At 52.9% G+C, this 22,255-nt stretch carries 18 protein-coding genes and 1 riboswitch; of the genes, 14 read left to right on the top strand and 4 right to left on the bottom strand.

Features of this window, described 5'->3' with window-relative positions:
- Positions 1-61: 61 nt before the first annotated feature.
- From ABC395_RS15070 to ABC395_RS15060, 3 genes are read right to left on the bottom strand one after another with little or no spacing between them, the layout of a single operon-like run.
- Positions 62-1,159: a Ger(x)C family spore germination protein gene (locus ABC395_RS15070; protein ID WP_413004296.1), complete on the bottom strand. Its 1,098-nt coding sequence runs from the start codon at positions 1,157-1,159 to the stop codon at positions 62-64.
- A complete protein-coding gene (locus ABC395_RS15065; RefSeq protein WP_413004294.1) occupies positions 1,152-2,234 on the bottom strand; it encodes a GerAB/ArcD/ProY family transporter in 1,083 nt (360 codons plus the stop codon). Before ABC395_RS15065 ends, ABC395_RS15070 begins: the two co-directional genes overlap by 8 nt.
- A 10-nt stretch (positions 2,235-2,244) precedes the next feature.
- On the bottom strand, positions 2,245-3,723 hold the full coding sequence (locus tag ABC395_RS15060) for a spore germination protein (protein ID WP_413004292.1): 1,479 nt from the start codon (positions 3,721-3,723) through the stop codon (positions 2,245-2,247).
- Positions 3,724-3,930: 207 nt separating this feature from the next.
- On the opposite strand from ABC395_RS15060, the gene ABC395_RS15055 reads away from it, so the two are divergent.
- From ABC395_RS15055 to ABC395_RS15035, 5 genes are all read left to right on the top strand, one after another.
- A complete protein-coding gene (locus ABC395_RS15055) occupies positions 3,931-4,752 on the top strand; it encodes an MBL fold metallo-hydrolase (protein WP_413004290.1) in 822 nt (273 codons plus the stop codon).
- Positions 4,753-5,058: 306 nt separating this feature from the next.
- Complete coding sequence (locus ABC395_RS15050; RefSeq protein WP_413004288.1) at positions 5,059-7,908, top strand: 2-oxoglutarate dehydrogenase E1 component; 2,850 nt, start codon at positions 5,059-5,061, stop codon at positions 7,906-7,908.
- A 26-nt stretch (positions 7,909-7,934) separates the two neighbouring features.
- Complete coding sequence (gene odhB, locus ABC395_RS15045) at positions 7,935-9,209, top strand: 2-oxoglutarate dehydrogenase complex dihydrolipoyllysine-residue succinyltransferase (RefSeq protein ID WP_413004286.1); 1,275 nt, start codon at positions 7,935-7,937, stop codon at positions 9,207-9,209.
- A 418-nt stretch (positions 9,210-9,627) separates the two neighbouring features.
- The gene (locus ABC395_RS15040; RefSeq protein ID WP_413004284.1) at positions 9,628-9,783 is read left to right on the top strand and encodes a hypothetical protein; all 156 of its coding nucleotides are present in this window, start codon (positions 9,628-9,630) and stop codon (positions 9,781-9,783) included.
- An 88-nt stretch (positions 9,784-9,871) separates the two neighbouring features.
- Entirely contained in the window at positions 9,872-10,165 is a 294-nt protein-coding gene (locus tag ABC395_RS15035; protein WP_413004282.1) for a DUF6509 family protein, read from the top strand.
- 110 nt (positions 10,166-10,275) lie between these two features.
- On the opposite strand, the gene ABC395_RS15030 is transcribed toward ABC395_RS15035, so the two are convergent.
- Entirely contained in the window at positions 10,276-10,731 is a 456-nt protein-coding gene (locus ABC395_RS15030; RefSeq protein ID WP_413004280.1) for a GNAT family N-acetyltransferase, read from the bottom strand.
- A gap of 150 nt (positions 10,732-10,881) precedes the next feature.
- On the opposite strand from ABC395_RS15030, the gene ABC395_RS15025 reads away from it, so the two are divergent.
- From ABC395_RS15025 to ABC395_RS14985, 9 genes are all read left to right on the top strand, one after another.
- Positions 10,882-11,694, top strand: coding sequence for a class I SAM-dependent methyltransferase (locus ABC395_RS15025; protein ID WP_413004278.1), 813 nt, complete (start codon positions 10,882-10,884; stop codon positions 11,692-11,694).
- A gap of 125 nt (positions 11,695-11,819) precedes the next feature.
- Positions 11,820-12,749 (top strand): manganese-dependent inorganic pyrophosphatase, encoded by a 930-nt coding sequence (locus ABC395_RS15020; protein ID WP_413004276.1) that lies wholly within the window; start codon positions 11,820-11,822, stop codon positions 12,747-12,749.
- Positions 12,750-13,079: 330 nt separating this feature from the next.
- Complete coding sequence (locus tag ABC395_RS15015; RefSeq protein WP_413004274.1) at positions 13,080-13,598, top strand: TetR/AcrR family transcriptional regulator; 519 nt, start codon at positions 13,080-13,082, stop codon at positions 13,596-13,598.
- Positions 13,599-13,689: 91 nt separating this feature from the next.
- Positions 13,690-14,577 (top strand): hypothetical protein, encoded by an 888-nt coding sequence (locus ABC395_RS15010; protein ID WP_413004273.1) that lies wholly within the window; start codon positions 13,690-13,692, stop codon positions 14,575-14,577.
- Positions 14,578-14,870: 293 nt separating this feature from the next.
- Complete coding sequence (locus ABC395_RS15005; protein ID WP_413004271.1) at positions 14,871-18,332, top strand: PAS domain S-box protein; 3,462 nt, start codon at positions 14,871-14,873, stop codon at positions 18,330-18,332.
- A gap of 189 nt (positions 18,333-18,521) precedes the next feature.
- Entirely contained in the window at positions 18,522-18,866 is a 345-nt protein-coding gene (locus ABC395_RS15000) for a YojF family protein (RefSeq protein WP_413004269.1), read from the top strand.
- 26 nt (positions 18,867-18,892) lie between these two features.
- Positions 18,893-19,549 carry a bacillithiol biosynthesis deacetylase BshB2 gene (bshB2, locus tag ABC395_RS14995; RefSeq protein ID WP_413004267.1) on the top strand — a complete coding sequence of 219 codons (657 nt, stop codon included), beginning with the start codon at positions 18,893-18,895 and terminating at the stop codon, positions 19,547-19,549.
- A gap of 289 nt (positions 19,550-19,838) precedes the next feature.
- On the top strand, positions 19,839-20,744 hold the full coding sequence (locus tag ABC395_RS14990; RefSeq protein ID WP_413004265.1) for an aminoglycoside phosphotransferase family protein: 906 nt from the start codon (positions 19,839-19,841) through the stop codon (positions 20,742-20,744).
- A 161-nt stretch (positions 20,745-20,905) separates the two neighbouring features.
- Positions 20,906-21,113: riboswitch (cobalamin riboswitch) on the top strand.
- Between the two features lie 247 nt (positions 21,114-21,360).
- The gene (locus tag ABC395_RS14985) at positions 21,361-22,251 is read left to right on the top strand and encodes a class I SAM-dependent methyltransferase (RefSeq protein WP_413004263.1); all 891 of its coding nucleotides are present in this window, start codon (positions 21,361-21,363) and stop codon (positions 22,249-22,251) included.
- The last annotated feature ends 4 nt before the right edge of the window (positions 22,252-22,255 follow it).

Raw genomic sequence — 22,255 nt, 5'->3', positions numbered from 1 at the left:
ACAAAAAAGGAAACCCGGCGGCTTCCTTTTATAGCTGCTTCTATTTCGTACCCTCATACAGTCAATCAAAAAAATTACCGAAATTTTTAATACGGAACTCGGATTTGACATGCACTTGTATGGCCGGGTAGGTCTCTTCCCAGTCCAGCTTCTTCCACCCTTCATGCCCCAGCTTGTTCCGGACGTACCGGCCGAGCCCGATGCTGTCGGTGCCGTTTTCCTGCAGGATAGAGAACACCCTTTCGGAATGTTCGGAAATATAGGCGGCCACTTTCTTCTCCACCTTGGTGAGTTCGTCCGTGCTTAAATCGAGGCTGCCGATGTATTCAAGAACGCTTCCTTGGACGGCCATATGAATGTCCGCGTGAATAACGCCTTTTTCGTCTGTCCGGATCTTAATTTTCCGTTTGCTGGAGATGGCGGTGAACATGATCGACTTAACTTCCTCGTCGTTCAAAGCGAAAGAAAATTCACCCTGTCTCTGGTTCTGGTACAGCAGATTAAAGAAGATCATGTCTTTCGTAGGAAGTTTGGTGACGTAGACATCGTTTTTGAATAACCCGATTCCGCTGATCTCCAGGTCTTTTCCGGATGCGCGGATAACGGTCGCGATCGGATCGATGCCCTCGTCGAAATAATCCCGGATAAACTGATGGAGAAGAATACGCGGCATGTTTTGGAGCTGAAACTCTTTCTGCACCAGCTTGGCCACATACTGCTCCGTTTTGGGGTGGCCGGGATAATCGCGGCTGATAATATCGCGCGCTTCGCCTTCCACAAGAATGATGTTGGCTCTTTTGGAGATGGAAGGATCGCGCAGAAGGCTGTCCATATGCTGGCGGAGGCCGGTTTTGGCCAGCTTAATGCCATACAGCAGGTTTCTGAGCTGTCCGCTGACGAGCGTCCGGCTCGTTTTCCGGGAAAGCAGGTTTTTCGCCGCTTTATTGCTCGATGCCGTTATCATCAGTACTTCGTCATGCCCGTCCTGGGATTCCCTCTCGATAACGGGGATGCTCAAGGTGGCCTTCATTTTGTTGTCCGGCGCCCAGTCATAGGCGGCAGACTGCACGTAGCCGATCTTTTCGAGAATGTTCTGGTCGCTTGTGCAGCCGGTAAGAAGAAAGAGCGCCGCAAGGACAAGAATGCCCGGCTTACGCATTCGTTCCCCTCCTTTTACGGAAAAGTAAGACAACGAGTGCAAACACCGGCAAAAAAAACGCGAGAAAAATCGTCATGACACTGAGATAACCGAACCACTTTTCCACGGTAATAAGGGTTTTGGGAATGTACGAAATGAAGAAGGTGATGAGCACGATCCCGGCGGACATATATTTGACGTTTATTTTGGGAACCAGCCGGGCCAGCGTTTCTTTACTGCTCCAGATATACATGGAGGCCGTTACGATCACGGAAATGAGAAAAACGCTGTACAGGAAATTTTGAACGCGTTCCATAAACGGAAATTTTACATACGCGAGCAGATCCAGCAGCGGAAAAGACTGATGCTTAAGCTGGATATAGCTGAAAACGCCGTAACAGATGAACGTGACCATCATATATACGAACATCACCACGAAGTTTCCGAGGTAAACCCCCTTCATCCAATTGACGCTCCGGCTGGCATAGGGAATGAGGAACAGGCTGACTTCGTAGCCCATAAACGCGCTGTACATTTTCACGAATCCCAAAGCCATGTTTTCCCCGTCCTTAAAAAAGGAAGTTGTGAGCCGGATGGAATCGAACTCCGTCGTAAAAGCGATGAAAATCGGAGCGAGCAGCAGCAATAACAGACAGAATATGATGTTTGCCTTCGAGATGGTGTAAATGCCCTTGAGCAGCAGCAGCAGAACGAGAACGTCCAGAACCATTTTCAATACCATATCGGGCGTGGAAGGAAAAATCAGCAGCTGATAGATAAGCGCATACTGCTTGACCACCAGGCATCCGATCATGCTGAAAACGCCTGTCATGAACAGATAGAGCGGTGCCAGCAGCCATGCGGGAATCGCCTTCTCCACGATTTCGAAGAAAGAAGCTCCTTTCCCGTGCTTGTTGACAAGCGAGATCAGATAAATGTTGAAAGTAACGAGAATCCCGACGAAAAACATGGATGCCCAGCCGTTCGTTCCGAAATGAGTGGCCGCTATCCGCGGGAGAGTGAAGAATACGACACCCATCTGCGTGTTGAAAACGAGAAACCCGGCATGGTGGGTATATAATTTCTCCCTGGACAAAGCCGACCACCTACTTTTTGAGCTTGTTGTATTTTTTGTTCATGGCAAGGGACTGGGTAGGCCTGCTTTTCAGGCTCCAGAAAGGGGCGCGGATAAAGATGTCCTTCCAGTCCTTAAATTTGATGGGAGCGACCGGTATCGTGTACGGAGCGCCGAGGCTCGTTAATTTGGCCAGATGGATGATGACCAGCGCGATGCCGGCCATGAGGCCGAAATTGCCCAGCACGCCTGCCGCGATGACCAGTCCGAAGCGGATCAGCCGGATGGAAGCGCTCATCGTATAGCTGGGAATCACATAGGAGGCTATCGCCGAAGAAGCCACCGCAATGATCAGGATGTTGCTCGTAAAACCCGCCTGAACGGCCGCCTGCCCGATGACGATACCGCCCACGATGCCGATCGTCTGCCCGATTTTGGTAGGGAGCCTGGCTCCGGCTTCCCGGAGCAGCTCGATTGTCGTCTCCATGAGAAGCGCTTCAAAAACGGGCGGAAAAGGGACACGGCTGCGTGATTCCGTCAGCGTCGTGATCAGATTGTCCGGAATCATCTCGTAATGGTATGTCGTAATGGAAACATACAAGGCCGTAAAGGAGATGGTGATGATAAAAGCCGCGTAACGCAGCAGGCGGGTCATGGTACCGACCGCCCAGCGGCTGTAATAGTCGTCGGGTGAAATAAAAAACTCGAAAAAGGAAGTCGGTCCGCAGATGACCGAAGGACTCTGCTCCACGATGGCGACGACTTTGCCTTCCACAAGTTTGGAGGCCGCTACGTCGGGACGTTCCGTGTTCAGCATAATCGGGAATACCGAGTTGGGATAATCGTCGATGAGCTGGACGAGCATGGTCGCATCGAAGACCGCGTCCGTCTCGATAGCCTGTATGCGCTGCGACATCGTGTTCACGTATTCCATATTGGCGATTCCGTCGATGTACAGGACGAATATTTTGCTGTTCGTAACTTCGCCCACGGTAAACGTCTGGACTTTCAGATGACTGCTTTTTACCCGCCTGCGGATAAGAGACAGGTTCGCTTCCAGAGATTCCGTAAAAGCGTCGTGGGGGCCGACGATTACGCCTTCCGTCTCCGACTGCTCGATGCCGCGGACTTCAGGCCCGTAAATGTCGACGGTATAAGCGGTCCCCCTGACAAACAGGGCGGCCCAGCCGCTGACGATTTTTTCGATAAGCAGGCTTTCCTCGGTCACACGGATAAAAATCGAATTTTTCAGCAGCTCGTCCGTTTCGTCCGCTTGAACGTTTTCGAGAGGGGTCAAAATTTCGCGCTCGAACAGATCGGGGCTGACCATATGCTTGAAATAAAAAAGCGTGACTCCCAGCTCCGGAAACTCCCGCTCGGTAAGATCGCTGCAGTCTTTAAACTGTTCTCTGATCCTTTCAAGCACGGGAGGGACGGCATGGATTTGCCGGATAACGGGAGAAGGGGGATTCGTGCCGGACAACAAGCGTATCCATTTTTTGAAAAGCATGGCCCCATCTCCTCCGCCGGTTTTTCCTATTTTGTGAAAAGCGGGAAGATTTATACCTCCTGTCGAATTTTGCGCTTTGAAGTGCCTCCGCACCCGGGGAACTCACAGAATGCCCGGACAGAACCGATTTTTTTGCGGTGAATGGGGTAAGTATAAGCAGGGACAGAGTTTTCTGGAAAACTACGGAGTAAGAAAGGAGCCGAACAGATGGAAAATACATTTGAAGATAAAAGGATGCCGGTCACGTCCGTCAAGAGCGGAGAAGGGACCGAGGTTACCCCGGACATCTATTGTCTCACCCTGCAGATCGTGAACGTCGTGTTTGTGGGCGAAGTCAGCAATCCGCAGGGATGGGTGCTTGTGGACGCAGGAATGCCGCGCTCGGCGGACGACATTGCCGAAGCCGCGGAAAAGCGTTTCGGGACGGTGCCTCCGCGCGCGATTGTTTTGACCCACGGTCATTTCGACCATGTCGGTGCTATCGTCGATCTGGTCAAGCGGTGGAACGTGCCCGTATACGCGCACGAGCTCGAGATTCCTTATTTGAACGGCATGCAGGACTATCCGCCGGCCGATCCGGACGTGGACAGCGGACTCGTCGCGAAAATGTCGCCGACTTTCCCGAACGAAGGAATCGATCTGGGCAGCTATCTGCGCAAGCTTCCTTCGGACGGCTCCATTCCGGAAATGCCGGACTGGAGATGGATTCATACGCCGGGCCACACCCCGGGGCACATTTCCCTTTTCCGGGACAAGGATAAGGCATTGATTGCGGGAGACGCTTTCGTGAACGTGAAGCAGGAGTCGCTTTATAAAGTGATCATGCAGACGCCTGAAGTGAACGGGCCCCCGAAATATTTTACGACCGATTGGGAAGCGGCCAAAATCTCCGTCCGTTTTCTGGAAGGACTGCAGCCTTCACTGGCCGTTACGGGACACGGAAGACCCGTTTCCGGACAAGAATTGGCGGAAGGTTTGCGAACACTTTCTGAACATTTTGAGGAACGGGCGGTACCGGAGGGGAAATAAAAGCTGAAATCTCTCTTTTTTTAAGGGGAATTGTCTGAAAACTTGGCGAAAAAACCGGCAATCTATGAGCTTTTTACCAAAAAAACCATAATTGCCGGTTAAATTGTGAACTCTTGTGACAAAATGCGCAATTTTTTTGGACTTTTCTATAGACTGCATTATAATAAGTATTGTAATTTCCACATTTGATGACGATACCTGAAATTGAGAAGAGATTCTCAACGAGGAAGGCTATCGTTATTGTTATGCTAGAAGTTCTTTACGAGCAGAACTAATATCTTAAAAGTGAGGCGGAAAATTACAGCTATGAAGAATGAAGTGGAAGGCAGTCGATGGCCCTGGGAATCTTATTACGGGCCGAACCTAGGTTACATTCAAGAGAAGTATGAGCAGTATCTGAACGATCCCGATTCTGTGGAAGCAGCTTATCGGGACCTGTTTGCGCGTTTTGGAGCGCCTCCGGCAACGGTACAAACCGTCCAATCCGAAGGTCAGGCAAACGCAGGAACCACTACCATCAGCGACCCGAACGTGCTGAAGAAAGTCGTCGCCGTCGGCAAACTGGTGTGGAATATTCGCACATACGGGCACTTAGCTGCCAACCTGGACCCGCTGGGTCTGAGCACCAACCCGGATACAAGACTGCTTGAGCCGGGCACATACGGCCTGACCAAAGAAGATCTGATGGCAATGCCTGCTTCAATCGTCTGGGAAGAAGCTCCTTCGGACGTGGCGAACGGCTGGGAAGCGATCCAGCGCCTTCGTCAAAGGTATTCCCAATCGATCGGTTTTGAATTCAGCCATGTTCACGAAGAAGACGAGCGCAACTGGCTGAACCGCCAGGCGGAATCCGGCGCCTCCATCGAGCCGCTGACGAAAGAAGAGCGCACCAAGCTTCTTGACCGGCTCGTACAGACAGAGCAGTTTGAAAACTTCCTGCACCGCACGTTTGTCGGCCAGAAACGTTTCTCACTGCAAGGTACGGACGTACTTATTCCACTTTTAGACGAAATCGTGCATGAAGTCGTTCACGACGGAGCGGAACACATTCTGATGGGGATGGCTCACCGCGGACGCCTGAACGTGCTTGCTCACATTCTGGGTAAGCCGTACAAGAAAATTTTTGCGGAATTCCATCATTCGCCGAACAAAGACATCATTCCATCCGAAGGATCCACAGGAATCAACTACGGCTGGACAGGGGACGTAAAGTACCACCTGGGTGCACGACGCTCAATCAAGGAAGGCGAAACTAGAGAAGCCAAGCTGACACTCGCGAACAACCCGAGTCACTTGGAGTTTGTAGGCGCAGTCGTTGAGGGTTTTGCGCGTGCGGCACAAGATAATCGTGAAAATCCCGGCTATCCAGATCAGGATCTGAACAAGGCGGCTTGTATTGTCATGCACGGCGACGCCGCGTTCCCGGGTGAAGGCATCGTTGCCGAGACACTGAACTTTACGAAGCTGACCGGTTATGAGAACGGCGGAACGATCCACATTATCGTCAACAACCGGATAGGTTTCACAACCGACAGCTCGGATTCGCGCTCCACTCACTATGCGAGCGATCTTGCCAAAGGTTACGAAATCCCGATCGTTCACGTTAACGCGGACGACCCGGAAGCATGTCTCGCTGCGGCGCGTCTGGCTTGCGAATACCGCAACCGGTTCAAGAAGGACTTCCTGATCGACCTGATCGGCTACCGCCGTTACGGCCATAACGAGAACGACGATCCGGAAACGACTCAGCCGCTGATGTACGGCAAGGTGAAGAATCATTCCACGATCTCCGTCCTGTATGCGGAAAAGCTGAAGCAGGAAGGGCTTGTAGACGACAACGGCTACCAGCAGATGATCCAGAACATCCAGAACACGCTTCAGGAAGCGTACGATCTCGTCAAAAATCATCAAGGCAAGGGAAAACGTGTCGCCGAGCCCGCTATTTTCGATGATCTGAAAAAAATCAATACGGCCGTTCCGCTTCCGGAACTGCAGGAAATCAACCGCGAGCTGATCACTTGGCCGGAAGATTTCAACGTCTATCCGAAATTGCAGCGGATCCTGGAACGCCGCGGAGACGCGCTTAACGAAGGCGGCAAGGTAGACTGGGCGCTTGCGGAGACGCTGGCGTTCGCTACGATCCTGGCCGACGGCAAGCCGATCCGGATCAGCGGACAAGACGTGGGCCGCGGAACGTTCGCGCACCGTCACCTTGTTCTGCACGATGTGAAGAACGGCTCGACCTACTCGCCGCTGCACAAGCTGCCGCAGGCGCGCGCATCGTTCGCTATTTACAACAGTCCGCTGTCCGAAGGCTCCGTTCTTGCTTTCGAATACGGCTATAACGTATATTCGCCTGAAACGCTTGTCATTTGGGAAGCTCAATACGGAGACTTCGCCAATGCGGCGCAGGTTATCATCGACCAGTTCATCTCCGCGGGCCGCTCCAAGTGGGAGCAAAAATCCAGTCTCGTGATGCTTCTGCCGCACGGCTACGAAGGTCAAGGACCGGAACACTCCAGCGCCCGTCTGGAACGTTTCCTGCAGCTTTCCGCGGAAAACAACTGGACGGTCGCTAACCTGAGCAGCGCGGCGCAGTATTTCCATATTCTCCGCCGTCAAGCCGCCATTACGGAACGCGAAGAGGCTCGTCCGCTCGTGATTATGGCGCCGAAAAGCTTGATCCGCAACGCGCGCGTATCGTCGGACGGCAAGGAATTCAGCGAAGGCTCCTTCCTGCCGGTCATGGAACAGAAAGGCCTTGGCGATCAGCCGAAGAAAGTGAAACGTCTTGTGCTGACCACCGGTAAAATGGCGATCGATCTGGAAGAAGCGGTTGAAACTTCCGAAGACCGCGATTTCTCGTGGCTTCATATTGCCCGCGTCGAGCAGCTTTACCCGCTGCCGGAACAGGATATCGCGGACATTATCGCGAAGTACCCGGGACTGAAAGAAATCGTCTGGGTACAAGAAGAGCCGCGGAACATGGGCTCCTGGAACTTCATGGAATCCCGAATCCGTTCCCTTGCGCCGGACAAAGTCAACGTGCGTTACGTAGGTCTGCCTGACCGCTCCAGCCCGGCCAGCGGCTTCCAGGAGATTCATACGTTCGAACATAACCAGATTATCTCGCTCGCTCTTAAACAACCGGAATAATAACCATTGCATAGGAGGTCACCATCGTGGCTGATATTAAAGTGCCTGAACTAGGCGAATCGATTACTGAGGCAACCATTTCTAAATGGCTTGTGACAGAAGGAAGTACGGTAAGTCAAGGCGACTTGCTGCTTGAACTTGAAACGGACAAAGTCAACCTGGAAATCAGCGCGGAACAGGACGGCGTCCTGTCCGAAATCCGCAAGCAGGAAGGCGACAACGTATCGGTCGGCGAAATCGTCGGCGTGATCGGCGCTTCCTCCGGCGCACCGGCGGCAGCGGCTCCAGCGGCAGCGCCTGAAGCTCCTAAAGCGGCGGAAGCTCCTGCAGCTTCCCCGGCAGCAGAGGCGCCTGCCAAAGCTCCGGCGGCTTCCCCAGCGGAAAGCGACAGCGCGGCACTGGCTGCTTCGCCGGCCGCCAGAAAGCTTGCCAGAGAGCGCGGTATCGACCTGAGCCAGGTCAAATCGCAGGATCCGATCGGCCGCGTGTACCCGGACGACGTGAAGTCCCACGGCACGCAAGCGGCACAACCGGCAAGCGCGCCGGCTGCGGCGAAGTCCGCGGGTGCAGGACAAGCCGCCCAGCAAGCGGTACCGGGCAAACCGGTTGAGCGCAAGCGCATGTCCCGCCGCCGTCAGACGATCGCGAACCGTCTCGTGGAAGCTCAGCACACGGCTGCCATGCTGACGACGTTCAACGAAGTCGACATGACGGCGATCCTCGACGTGCGTAAACGCCGCAAGCAGGCGTTCCTGGACAAGCACGAAGTGGGCCTCGGCTTTATGTCTTTCTTCACGAAAGCGGTCGTCGGCGCTCTGAAGAAATTCCCTCATCTGAACGCGGAGATCGACGGAGACGATATCGTCGTGAAGCAGTTCTATGATATCGGTATCGCCGTATCCGCCAAGGAAGGCCTGGTCGTTCCGGTCGTACGCGAAGCGGACCGTCTGAGCTTTGCGGATATCGAGAAGCAGATCGGGGACCTGGCCGCCAAGGCGCGCGCCAACACCCTGGCACTGTCCGACCTTCAAGGCGGCACGTTCACGATCACGAACGGCGGCGTATTCGGCTCCCTGCTGTCCACGCCGATTCTTAACGCTCCGCAAGTGGGCATTCTGGGCATGCACAAAATCCAGATCCGTCCGGTTGCGATCGATGCGGAAAGAATGGAAAACCGTCCGATGATGTACATCGCGCTTTCCTACGATCACCGTATCGTAGACGGCAGCGAGGCCGTTCGCTTCCTCGTCACCGTGAAAGAACTGCTCGAAGATCCGGAATCCCTGCTGCTTGAAGGTTAATCGCTCCCAAGGAGTTTAACCCGGCGGCACACTCACACAACGTAGCTTATTGATATAAAAGCCTGCCGGGCATTTGCCCGGCGGGCTTTTTTGCATTCAGATGCGACTGCCTTTACAAAAAAACGTCTTATTAAAGGGATTTTAACAACAATAATTATTAATGAGATTAATAAATGTTTCAGACAACTTGCCTTCCTTCGTACTTCTGCCGCTTCTGTTCTTCTGATCCCTCCCGATACCGGTGCTCGTCAGCGCTTTTCCTCGAAGTTCTACCACACATCCGGGTTTGCCGGACCCGCAGACGTTATTAAAATTCGGAAGGCTCCGGCTGTCATAGGAAATGCTTTTCTGGGTAATGAATGAAGAGAAGCGGACACAGCGGCTGACCAGACAGACCATTTCAAAGGGGGAAGTAAAGATGAAAATTATGATTACGCAGAGCGAAGCGCTCGAGAAAGGAATTTGGCCCGAAGTGATGAGCATGTTCGGCTTGAATCAGGAGGACGACGTATGGGCCAATGAGGAATTTGTCTTGACCGAGGAGCAGGCCAAAAAGCTCGGATTGATCTCCTGAAAATCCGGGACCCGAAGAGAGGGATGGGAATTTCCCGGATTCGGTGTATAATAGGCTTCGAAGGTTTGGATGAGAAAGGAATGCTGACATGCTAACGATTACGGCTTATAGTGCAGAACTTGTAAAAGACCCGTTCGGAATTATTCCGGGCAAGCGTTATGAATTTAATCTGGAGGTAGACGTGCCCGAAGACGACGAGCTGTACACGGCGAACGGAATCTATCTGCGGGTGATATACGGCGTGGATGAAGACCAGAGCCGAATCATCAAGTACGATATCCACGAAAATTCGACGGATGCCTACCTTGAGTTCGATCTTGAGGACGAAGAGCTTGCGGTCGTCGATACGTTTTGCAGGGAGCACCTTCCGCAGGACGAATAAGGGGGAGGATGAGAGGGCGTTCAGTGCGCTCGCCCATCCCGCCGTTTTGGCAAAAGGCTTACCAGGACCGTCTCCGGACGGCCTCGTAAAGCCTTTTTGTGCTGGGAAATCTATAAATCCCGGGACATCCGGACCATATCGATCACCTGCATCCCGTTCTCGTAAATTTCTTCGGCATAGTGCCGCACAAAAAAGTCCTTGTCGATTCCCGTAATGCGGAATCCGCATTTCTGATAAAGCGCAAGCTGGGCGACACCGGTGCTGCCTGTCCCGATTTCGATCGTTTTAAAGCCGGATTCCCTGGCTTGCCCGATGGCATGGAGAACGAGCCGCTTGCCGTAGCCTCTGCCGTGATAATCTTCGCGGACCGCCACGTTAACGAGCTCGACCGTCCCCGGGCGGGTCGGGAGCAGCACGTAGACGCCTATCACGGTCCCGTCCACGTCCGCTGCGGTAAAGCAGCGTCCTCTTTGCATGTATTCATGTACCAGCTCCTCCGAAGGATCGGCAAGCAGGAGCAGGTCCATCGGATAGGGCTCGCCTTGGCGCAATTCTGTAATGTTCATGATTGTTCTCCTTTTGTACGGGTTCTGTTTTCTGATGACTCCACCTTTAATCCTATTAAACATCAACCCCCTAATTCCTGTTTCATGTAAAGGAAAAACGGCTTCCGGCCTCGAATTGTTTTGGGAACAGCACTTCGGGAGGCGCGACAAATGAAACCGATCGTAAACTATTACAGCCGTTTTGACGAGTGGGGGCGATTGGACCGGGAACCGTGGGAATATATCATTAATCTCTCTTTTATCAAAAAGTATATGCCGCCGGGCACCGCTGTTCTCGATAACGGGGCAGGACCCGGCAAATACGCGATGGAGCTGGCCCGTGAGGGACACCGGGTGACCCTGGCCGATTTGACGCCCAAGCTCGTGGAAACGGCGCGGGGCAAAGCGGAAGAGCTGGGACTGCTGGAGCGGTTCGGCGGCTTTCACGCGGCGGATGCCAGGGACCTCAGCCTGTTCGGAGACGGTCAGTTCGGCGCATCCCTGATGCTCGGGCCTCTTTATCATCTGCAGGCCGCAGAAGACCGGGTGAAGGCGGTGCGCGAGCTGCACCGGGTAACGGCCAAAGACGGCTTGGTTTTTGTCGCTTTTATGCCGCGGATCAGGCATCTCGCCAATTCCCTGCGCTTTCCGCGGAACTGGAAGCCCAACGATACCGTCAGCGGGCTGGAAGCTTTCGCCGAAACGGGCTCCTTCAATCACAGCGAGGAAGGGCGCTTTACCGGCGCGTACTATTTCCAGGTTGGCGACGTCGTCCCGTTCATGGAATCACACGGCTTCGAAACCGTCAAGCTGATCGGTTCGGGAAGCATCGCCGCCGGAATGACAGAAGAACAGTGGGATTATTGGCGTGGGCAGGGAGAGGAAGTTTCCCGCAGAGTGCTGGATCTGATCCTTCAGGCGGCCGAAGATCCGTACAATCTCGGTTCTTCTTCACACCTTTTGTATATCGGCCGGAGACTTTGAAGCAGCCCCCTGATTATTCTCTGTATAGGGATTGGAATAAACAGGTTTTAACGCTATAATCGAGGTAGGATTTTTAGCTTATCTTGCGATCCTTTAAATTCAAACGAAGTAAGGAGCCTTTATTAATGGAAAAAACATTGATTTTCGGACACAAAAACCCGGACACCGACACCATTTGTTCCGCACTCGCATATGCAGACCTGAAAACCCAGCTTGGCGAAAACGTAGAAGCGGTCCGCCTGGGAGCCGTAAGCGGCGAAACCCAATTCGCGCTGGATACTTTTAAGGCAGAAGCTCCCCGTCTTGTCGAGACGGTTGCCGGCGAAGCCAAGACCGTTATTCTCGTCGATCATAACGAACGTCAGCAGAGCGTAAGCGACATCGATCAAGTGCGCGTTACCGAAGTCATCGACCACCACCGTATCGCGAACTTCGAGACAAGCGGTCCGCTCTACTACCGCGCCGAACCTGTCGGCTGCACGGCGACGATTCTGAACAAGCTGTACAAAGAAAACGGCAAGACCGTTCCGCAAAACATTGCCGGACTGATGGTATCCGCCATTATTTCGGACACGCTGCTTCTGAAATCGCCGACCTGCACGGAGCAGGACGTGGCGGCTGCCCGCGAACTGGCGGAAATCGCCGGTGTTAACCTTGAAAGCTACGGGCTGGACATGCTCAAAGCTGGCGCGGACCTTAGCGACAAAACGATCGAGCAGCTCATTTCGCTGGACGCGAAAGAGTTCCAGATGGGCTCCCACAAGGTGGAGATCGCACAGGTGAATGCGGTGGACACGAACGATGTTCTCGCCCGTCAGGACGAGCTGGAAGCCGCTTTGAACGCGATTATCGAGAAAAAAGGACTGGATCTTTTCCTGTTCGTCGTAACCGACATTCTTAACAACGATTCCATCGGTCTCGCGCTCGGCTCTTCCGCCAAAGCGGTTGAGGAAGCGTACAACGTAACGCTGGCCGATAACAAAGCGGTGCTGAAGGGCGTCGTTTCCCGCAAATCGCAGATCGTACCTGTCCTGACGGACATTTTGAGCAAATAAGCTTCAACGATAACGGCCGCCGGACCCAAGTCCGGCGGTTTTTTAACGTGCGCTAAAGTCGAAACGAATGCCGATACCGGGCTAATCAATCGGAGCACCGACTCTATTCATATCTCTATAGGTAAGCAGGCGCGGTCCTATACGCTTCACGTAAAACCTAAGCGCTTTTGGAGGCGATGCAGCAAGTTTCGGCAGTTTCAGGTAGGGAGAAAGCGGAAAACAGCAGGCAGTGAAAAGCTGCAGGCAAAAAAAGTTAACGTTGCCTCTTGACGAAACGGCCGCTCGGCTTTTATGATTTATTTATCAATAAATAAAAGAGGGGGTGCGGAGTTGGTTGTCCGCGAAGATCGCAAAGAACAGATTATAGACGCAGCCGTGGGAATATTCGCGGAACTCGGATACTATAAAGCAACGACAGCCATGGTGGCTAAAGCGGCGGGCGTAACGCAGCCCTACGTGTTTCACTTTTTCAAGAACAAGGAAGAACTGTTTAAGGCGGTGGTTGACCGGGCCGTACTGCGGCTCTATAATGCCTTCATGCAGGTGGAGTCTCCGGGAAATCTCATCATGGAATCGATGGGCCAGGCATTCAACGAGCTTATGCGGGTCCACCGGGCGGAAATGTTGATGGTGCTGCAGGCTCCCGCCATATCGGAACCCGAAATCCGCAGATATATGAGCGAGAAGTTTGCGCTGATACACACTTCAATCGTGCGGAAGTTCACGGAAGCCGGGGTGGACGATGTCGAAACGGCGGCCGGCCATTTTATGGCAATCGGACTTTTGATTGTAACTTCGGATGTGCTGCAGCTTCCCGGACTGCTTCCATTCAAAGATTTGAACTGCTAAAACAGACCAAGGCGGCACGTTTAAGCTGCCTTTTTTTTACAGAATTATTTATTGACTAATAAATAAATTGTGAGAATAGGGAGTGTATAAAATGAAATCAGCTCTTTATAACGGACACGAAAACTCCAACTCGATGTTTTCAGGCGAGCGCATACTAATTTGGACGGGGTTGGCAGGTTTTATACTTGCGGCTTTTATGGCGGTTTACATGACGTTATACGGAAGCCGGATACTTCCGGAAGGCAACGTGGAAAGCGCCTTTTCGTTTAACGCCGCACTAGGCATGTTTATCTTGTCGATCGCGGCCATTCTGCCTCTGGCCCGTATGAGCGTCCGCTCGCGCAAAGTATACCGCTGGCTGCTCGCCTTTACCGCAGGGGCAGCCTATCTGCTGGAATCCGTCCAGCATTTGAGGGGAATCAATCCGCGCTTTTCGCAGGCGGGTTCCGCCCTGGACCGTATCGCGGGCATCACCTTCGGTATGGACTCCATGCTGCTGATTGTTCTCATCGTCTGGCTTGCAGCGGCTTTTTTCAGAAAATCGGCCTTTGCGGACCGGCCGCTTGTCATTCTCGGCATCCGATACGGGTTTCTCTCCACTATGGCGGCTGTTTCGGCAGGTATCGGCATGGTCGTTCTGGAGAGCCGTTATACCGGAGCTTCAGGCAATCTGATCGTCCTGCACGGGCTGGGATTTCATGCGGTTCAGACGATTCCGCTGCTTGGCTGGCTGCTGGAAAAATCGGACGAAGCGCAGTCCCGCAAAGCACTGCTTGTCCATGCGGGCGCGATCGGCTGGATGCTGGCGGTTGCCGGGATCGCTTTCCAGACGGCTTCGGGCATGTCCGTCTCCGGGCTGTCGCCCTGGACGCTCACGGCAGCGGCCGGGATGCTTGTGTGGCTCCTTGCCCTAGCTGCGGCCCTACGGATGTCGGTAACCGTAAGCTGGAGAACCCGGACGGGCCTGCCGAAGCTGTAACGGCTCCAAGACGCAGCGGGGAGCCGCATGACGGAGATTAACCGCATGCGGGAACGCGCTTGGCCCTGACTTGATAAACGGCCGGATCTCCTTGCAGACGAAGGAAATCCGGTCTTTTTTCCGGCTGAGCGAAGAGAGATTGAAAGTTTTAGAGGGAGGAAGTAATTTCGGCGTTTCTAAATGGTTCGTTGTTGTTATAATAACTACATCGAACCTATCTGTTTTCCGGCCGGATCACCGGTTTCAGTGAAACAGCGCCCCCGATTAGGGGGTAGAAATCAAGGAGGCTTTCCGTGAACATCCCTTCGCAGGCTAAAGAAACCCTTTTTACTCATTTGTACGGTCAGGCCGCGAACGGTCTTGTATTTGCATCTCCGGAAAACGGGGAGTGGCTAAGCGTTAATCCGGCTTTATGCGGTATTCTCGGTTACCCGGAAGGGGAACTGCGCGAAAAAAACGAGCAGGAGATTGTGCATCCCGAAGACCGGTTCACCGATGAGCATGGGCAAGTTATGGAAAAGTTGACCTCTTTTCCCGGTGAAGTTTATGAAAGGGAGAAACGGTATTTTCATAGGAACGGAAACGTTATCACGGTATCCGTCCGCACAACGCTCGCACACGATAACGCGACAGGCCAGCCGCTCTATCTTATCCATGAAATCGCGGATATAACGGGCAAGAAAGCAGCCGAGAAAGAGCTTGAGGACAACCGGGACCTTTCCCTGCTATTTTCGAAAAACATTCAGGATGTCATTTCGTTCAGCTCGCCAAGCGGAACGATTCTATATATTTCCCCTTCCGTGGAAGGGCTGCTCGGTTACAAACCGGAAGAAATGATCGGGCGCAAGCGCGTCGATTTCTATCACCCCGAAGATGCTTTTCAGATGAGGAACCGCGACAAGCTGTATTCGGAGAAAGAAACTTTCATAAGGAGGGTTCGGCACAAACAGGGCCACTATATTTGGCTGGAAACCGCTTTTCAGTTGGTGCGCGGCAGTGAAGGCCGCGTTACCAAAATTTTGGCGATCGGCCGCAACGTGACGGAGCGGAAAAAATATGAAGAAACGCTGGCCGAGGCACAGCGGGTTGCGCATATCGGTTCATGGGAGTGGGACCTGCTGAATTCGCGGCTTTCTTTCTCGGATGAAATGCGCCGTATTTTCGGTTATGCCCTCCATTCCGTCGATTCCAATGCGGATTCCTTCATGCGCTGCGTATACCCCGGAGATCTTCCGCGTGTCCGCGAAAGTATCGGGAATGCGATAGCTAATGGGGAGTCGGGTGAGCTTGTCTACAAAATCTGTCTGCCGGACCAATCGGTCCGTACGATAGCGGGCCAATGGGAGGTTGTTACCGACGAATTCAACCATCCTATTCAAATCATCGGAATGGTGCAGGATATAACCGAACGCCGGAGGATGGAAGAACGGATTCTGGAAAGCGAGCAGAATTACCGGCTTATTGCGGAATATTCGCTTGATTTTATTTCCCGGCATGCCGTCGATGAGCAGGCAACGTTTCTGTTCGTGTCTCCGATCTGCCGCACGATGCTCGGTTACGAGCCCGAGGAAATGGTGGGCACACCGGGACTGGACTACATTCATCCCGACGATGTCGGCTATGTTAAAAAGTATTTGCAGGAAAACCTTCACGGGGAAGGAGCCGAGAAAATTACGTACCGGTTCTTCCGCAAAGACGGCACGTGTGTCTGGTTTGAAACGACAAGCCGCTACACCGTGGACGATCAAAACAGAAATCAGGAGATCGTGGCCATTTCCCGCGATATTACGGAGCGCAAAAATACCGAGCTCCGTCTCCAGGAATACAAATCGCTGTTTGATTACAATCCCGTCGGCGTAGCCTCGCTCGATCTCCAAGGAAACCTGCTGACGGCTAACCGCGGCCAGCAGGTCTTGACGGGATACTCCGAGAAGGAGCTGACCGACGGTCATTTCGCATCTCTCGTTCATCCGGACGATTACGAGAAAACCCTCCGGCACTTCCGGCTGGCGGTGCAGGGCGATCCGCAGACTTACGAAACCGGTCTTATCCATAAAGACGGACACCGTATCGAAGCGAGTATTCTAAATGTTCCGATTGTGCTCGGCGGCACTATTGTCGGGGTGTATGTGCTGACGAGCGACATTACGGACCGGAAAAAATACACGGAAGAGATCGAGAAGCTGAGCTATGAGCACGCGCTCATTCTTAATTCCGTTTCCGAAGGGATTTTCGGACTGGACCTGCTGGGGCAGGGGATGTTTATCAATCCCGCCGGCGCATCCATGCTCGGATTTAACCCGAAAGAACTGATCGCAAGCCGTTACCTCCAAACCGTGGAGCAGGCTTGCCCGGACGGCAATCAATATCTTCCCGGAGACTCGCCGATCGAACGGGCCGTAAGGGACGGCGTATCGGTAGCCCCGAGCGAAGGCATATTCTGGCGGAAGGACGGAACGAGCTTCATGGCGTCCTATCAAGTTACCCCTCTGTTCGATAAGGGAGAAAGGAAAGGCGTCGTGGTCGTTTTCCGCGATGTGACGAACGAGAAAGAAATTATCCGGGCCAAAGAATTTGCCGAACAGGCCGACCGGGCGAAGTCGGAATTTCTGGCTATCATGTCCCATGAGCTGCGCACGCCGATGAACGGAATTATCGGCATGACCGGCCTTCTTCAGGAAACGATGCTGGACGAGGAGCAGCGCAGCTACGCGGATATTATCCGGGAGAGCAGCGACGCCCTGCTTCATATTTTGAATGAAATTCTGGATTTCTCCCGGATCGAAGCCGGCAAAATGGAATTAAACCTGGGTGCGGTCGATTTAAGGGAAACGCTCGCGGGCGTAATGGAATTGTTCCGGATGAAGGCGGAAGAGAAAGGTCTGGAGCTTTCGCACGATATTCCGGCCGGATTGCCCCGGTACGTAATGGGGGACGAAGCGCGAATCCGGCAAGTGCTGATCAATCTGATCAGCAACGCGATCAAATTTACCGAGAAGGGAAGCGTATCGGTAGCCGTGGAAATGACGCCTGCACCCGATCACCGGTCGGTGCTGCTGGAGTTTATAATCCGCGATACGGGGATCGGAATTCCCGCAGACAAACTTCACCGGTTGTTTCAATCGTTCTCCCAGCTGCATCCCGCTATTAACCGCAAATATGGCGGCACCGGACTCGGCCTGTCCATCAGCAGGAAGCTGGCCGAGCTGATGGGGGGCGAAGTCGGCGTCGAGAGCGAAGAAGGCGCCGGCTCTACCTTCTTCTTTACCCTCCCTTCGGGGTTGGGCATTACGGAGACTCCGGGCCCCGCAGCGGGCAGCCCTAAGGCCGCGGCCGCCACGGTTCCGTCTCTTCCGGAGGCGCAGCCCGAGCCTTTGCGGCTGCTGATTGCGGACGATCATCCGATGAACCGGACGCTGCTGCTGACGTTAACCGGTAAGCTGGGATACTCCGCGGATGTCGTAACGAGCGGCGCGGAAGCCGTGCAGGCTGCGGGAGAGCGTGCGTACGATATCATTTTTATGGACGTGCAGATGCCGGTTATGGACGGGTTGGAGGCGACCCGTCTCATCCGCGAGAAATACGGGCAAGATTCGCCGGCTCCCGTCATTATTGCGGTCACCGCGTTTGCCAGGGAGGAAGACAAACAGCAGTGCCTGGCATCCGGGATGAACGATTATATCAGCAAACCGATTCTTTCGGATGAGCTCAAACGTCTGCTTGCCCAGTGGTCCGCCCGGATAAAAGAGCGATAGAACCCGTGAAAACCCGCCGTGGAGCGGGTTTTTTTGTTGCAGAAGCCGGATTACCGGGACTATTCGAACCGGAGGCGATTTGTGAAGTCGCTCATAATGTTTTATAATAAGCTACATTTAAACCTACAATAGATTAGCCGCATACAATAGTTTAGGTGAATACGTCAGTATATTACTGGAGGAATCTTCATGCAGTTTATTAACCAGGCAGCGGTTCAGCAGGTTCTTGATCTGCTTAAGGGCCAAGACCTGTATATTCATCTGGAAATGACCAACGGGGCGTACGCTTCCCATCTGGATCAGTCCAAGCATACGGCCTCCACCTTTATCCGCAATTCCAAGATTCGTTATGTGCAGGGGTCGATTGCCGGAAACGGTCCCTACCGGGTCGGGCTTAAAATGGAAGAAGGCTGGGTTTATTCCGAAGGGCTCACCCATTGGGACGAAACGGAGACGGAAAGACTGATTTTATCGGGACATGATAAGGACGGCAAGCTTGTCGTTTCCCTGCAGCTGAGCCGGAGCCCTTTTTAACTTACAAAGAGAGAAGGTAAATGGAGATGGAACGACACATACTGGTCGTCCTGCCGCATCCCGATGACGAAGCGTTCAGCGTGTCCGGTACGCTTGCGGGCCATATACGGCAAGGAACCCCTGTGACTTACGCGTGCTTGACACTGGGAGAAATGGGACGCAATATGGGCAACCCCCTTGCGGCCAACCGCGTGACGCTGCCTGAAATCCGCAAGGCCGAGCTTGAGGAATCGTGCCGGTCGATCGGAATTGAGGATCTGCGCATGCTGGGCTTTCACGACAAAACGATTGAGTTCGAAGACCGCGAACTGCTCGTCGGCAAAATCCGCGGACTCATAGAGGAATTGAATCCTTCACTGGTCATTACGTTCTATCCGGGCTACAGCGTACACCCTGACCATGACGCGACAGGTGCAGCCGTTATAGACACGGTTCAAAGAATGCCCCTGGAAGAGAGACCGGCCGTTCACTGCATCGCTTTTTCCAAAGGATGCGAAGAGGTGCTCGGTAAAGCGGACATCGTGAACGATGTCAGACCGTATATGGCGCAGAAGCTGGGCTCGATCCTTGCCCACAGCTCCCAGTTTCAGCTGAACGGACAGCTCAGCGGTAAATCCGCAGGCGACAAAGAGGTACTGGACCGGTTCGGCCATGAGCGGTTATGGACCTACCGGTTTCAATAAGGGGCGCATAGGTGCGAGCACGACCGCTGAAGAGCCGCCAAGGAACAGTTGTACCGTTCCATGGCGGTCTTTTTTGCTTTATTCGAGAGAGAGGGCGTCCAAAGCGTTGGCCGCATCATTTTCCAGCAGTTTCTACAAGTCGTAAGCGGCATACGCGCCTCTGCCTACATCCGTTCGAACACTTTGGACAGGAGTTCAGGGGGATAGTTGATTGTTAACTAATTCATGCCTATCGGGGACACGACAACGATGTTAAGATGATTTTATACTTAATTAAGGAGCTCCCGGAGTGCCGAATAATAACAGTCTTATTTCAAAAACGGTTGTACTAGCAGAAAAAGCCGGATTAAAGGACATTACTCCTCTCGAGCTTGGGAATGGCGGGAACCTGGTCGTTCATTTGGCCCCGTATCCGATTGTGGCTCGAATAGCCACTGTGCTTTCAAGAGATCATGCAGAGTACGCTTACAAGGTACTGGTTCGTGAATTAAGAGCCGTACGTCATCTCCATTCAAAGGGGGTGCCGGTACGATGGCCAACTGACCTTACGGATGCGGGACCATACGATATTGACGGCACATGGATGACGCTTTGGAAGTATGTTCCCCCTACAGACCTGCAACGCCCTTCGCCAAGCGAAGCGGTTGAATTGGTTAATAGACTTTCACTGGCATTGAAAGATTTTAGCGACGAGATTCCTGTGCTTGGTGTTTGGGAGCGGACATGTCAATCGGCTTTTAGATTAATTAAACATCCGGATAGGCGCATACAAAAGTTGCTAAATCTGTTCTTCGCGATTGATAGAGAGATGCGTCTCGAAACAAGTTTGCTAATACCGTCTCATGGAGATGCTCATTCAAGAAACTTATTACCGAGTCCTGAAGGCTGGATCTGGTCGGACTTTGAAGATTTGTCGTTGATGCCCGCATACTGGGATTTGGCTTCATATGTAAGCAATCTTGCCTTATTCAATGGAATACAGGAGCCAACCTTTCAATATATCTGGAGTCGGATAAATAATCAGGCCGATAAGCAAGCTTTTGGATTTGCTGTTACCGCACGCATACTTATGTCCACTTTAGGTAACTTGGATTTCGCGCTTTCAGGCAACGGAGATTTGGAATTTGCATATAAACAGCTTGGTTTGGCAAAAGATTTTATTAATCAAATAAACCTGATTATTGAAGAGGGATAACCTTCGCGGCTCCCCTCCATAGTCCGAAGCTTGGAGGTCCCGCCTTACCGGTACACCTGCCTGCACGTTTGCTCCGCTCATTTGCCAAAACGCGGGATTTCAACTACTATTAACCGTGAAGTTGTTTGGCATGCTGCGTATCTTAAGACAATTGAATAACAAACATTCTTTATCAAACAGGTTCCGGTTCATTCTCCAAGGAGAGGGAACGGATTAAAAGGGAAGTCCGGTGCAATTCCGGCACGGTCCCGCCACTGTAAGGGAGAAGGGGGATATCCCCCGGCTGAAGCGCAATATGCCACTGGGTAAACCGGGAAGGCGCGCAGGAGTTTCCCGAGTCAGGAGACCTGCCTGTTTACCGGTAACTTCATTCCTACGCGGATATAGGATGGCGTTGATGCGAATGTTCTCCCTAATCGCCAGGGTCTTTCTGCTTCCATCTGTTGTGGAAAGGACCCGCACGCCTTTATGCGACGAACCGAACATCCTGCCTCCGGGGGGATGTTTTTTTATTTGCGGATAAATGAAATCCGCTCCCCGTCATGACAGTAATCAATGCGCGTAAGAAAAAAGGCAGCCGGAACCGACTATTTACCACCTATGGGGAGGAAAAGAGATGTATTACGGAGTCAAACTAAATACGAATTACAAATCCCTCTGGCAGGAGGGGATGAAAGACTGGGACGGAAATCTTCCCGTAAGGATGACGGATGACGTCAAGGAAGAAGGATTCTGGAACGCTTTTATGAAAAAGAAAGAAGAAACGGGCGTGGATTCCTGGGTCGCCAATCTGCGAAAGGAGCTTATCTCTTTTATCGATCCCGGTGAGGACGTGCTGGAAATCGGGCCCGGCTGGGGTAACTATACGTTCGAAGCGGCCGAAAAAGCGGGTTCCCTTACGTGCGTCGACAGCTCCGAGAGCGTGCTTGCTTTCTTGAAGGCGGCAGCGGAGCGGAAGGGGTGGAATCACGTAAACTTTGTGCACGCCAAGTGGGAGGAGCTTCCCGTGGTGGAGCCGGCCGACGTTGTATTCGGTGTCAACTGCTATTACCGGATGCAGGAGATCGACCGTGCGCTTCTGCACATTAACAACACGGCGAAGCGTCTTGGAATCGCGGGGATGGTAAGCGGTCCGGAAAGACCGCATTACAAAGACATCGCGGAGCAGTTGGGCTGCAGAATCAAGTTTCAACGCAGAGATTATATTCATTTGCAGAATCTGCTTTATGAACTTGGAATCGATGCAAACTGTAAAATCGTCAACCTGCACAAAACATACGCGTATGACACGGAAGAGGATTTGCTGAAGGACAACCTGAGCATGATTCTGGATAAGGACTACGACCGGAAGGAGGCAGTCCGGCTGCTGTATGCGTACGTGCGTGAAGCCGACGGCAAGCTGATATACCCCCACAATTTCAAAGCGGCTCTCCTTTACTGGAAGCCGGAGAAACGGCTGGAGCCTGCGGACCTGTCCACGGAAGTGAAACGGGTCGTCCAGGTTTAAAATC

The organism is Paenibacillus canaveralius, assembly GCF_047238265.1.
Taxonomy (GTDB): Bacteria; Bacillota; Bacilli; order Paenibacillales; family NBRC-103111; genus Paenibacillus_F.
Note: the sequence above shows the minus strand (reverse complement) of the source record. Positions and strands in the feature narration are given on the sequence as shown.

Coding starts and splice junctions, on each gene's coding strand:
- ABC395_RS15030 (WP_413004280.1), bottom strand. CDS start 10,731: ATGAACATTACAGAATTGCGCCAAGGCGAGCCCTATCCGATGGACCTG.
- ABC395_RS15010 (WP_413004273.1), top strand. CDS start 13,690: ATGAAATCAGCTCTTTATAACGGACACGAAAACTCCAACTCGATGTTT.
- ABC395_RS15025 (WP_413004278.1), top strand. CDS start 10,882: ATGAAACCGATCGTAAACTATTACAGCCGTTTTGACGAGTGGGGGCGA.
- ABC395_RS15050 (WP_413004288.1), top strand. CDS start 5,059: ATGAAGAATGAAGTGGAAGGCAGTCGATGGCCCTGGGAATCTTATTAC.
- ABC395_RS14985 (WP_413004263.1), top strand. CDS start 21,361: ATGTATTACGGAGTCAAACTAAATACGAATTACAAATCCCTCTGGCAG.
- bshB2 (WP_413004267.1), top strand. CDS start 18,893: ATGGAACGACACATACTGGTCGTCCTGCCGCATCCCGATGACGAAGCG.
- ABC395_RS15040 (WP_413004284.1), top strand. CDS start 9,628: ATGAAAATTATGATTACGCAGAGCGAAGCGCTCGAGAAAGGAATTTGG.
- ABC395_RS15000 (WP_413004269.1), top strand. CDS start 18,522: ATGCAGTTTATTAACCAGGCAGCGGTTCAGCAGGTTCTTGATCTGCTT.
- ABC395_RS15055 (WP_413004290.1), top strand. CDS start 3,931: ATGGAAAATACATTTGAAGATAAAAGGATGCCGGTCACGTCCGTCAAG.
- ABC395_RS15070 (WP_413004296.1), bottom strand. CDS start 1,159: ATGCGTAAGCCGGGCATTCTTGTCCTTGCGGCGCTCTTTCTTCTTACC.
- ABC395_RS15035 (WP_413004282.1), top strand. CDS start 9,872: ATGCTAACGATTACGGCTTATAGTGCAGAACTTGTAAAAGACCCGTTC.
- ABC395_RS15020 (WP_413004276.1), top strand. CDS start 11,820: ATGGAAAAAACATTGATTTTCGGACACAAAAACCCGGACACCGACACC.
- ABC395_RS15060 (WP_413004292.1), bottom strand. CDS start 3,723: ATGCTTTTCAAAAAATGGATACGCTTGTTGTCCGGCACGAATCCCCCT.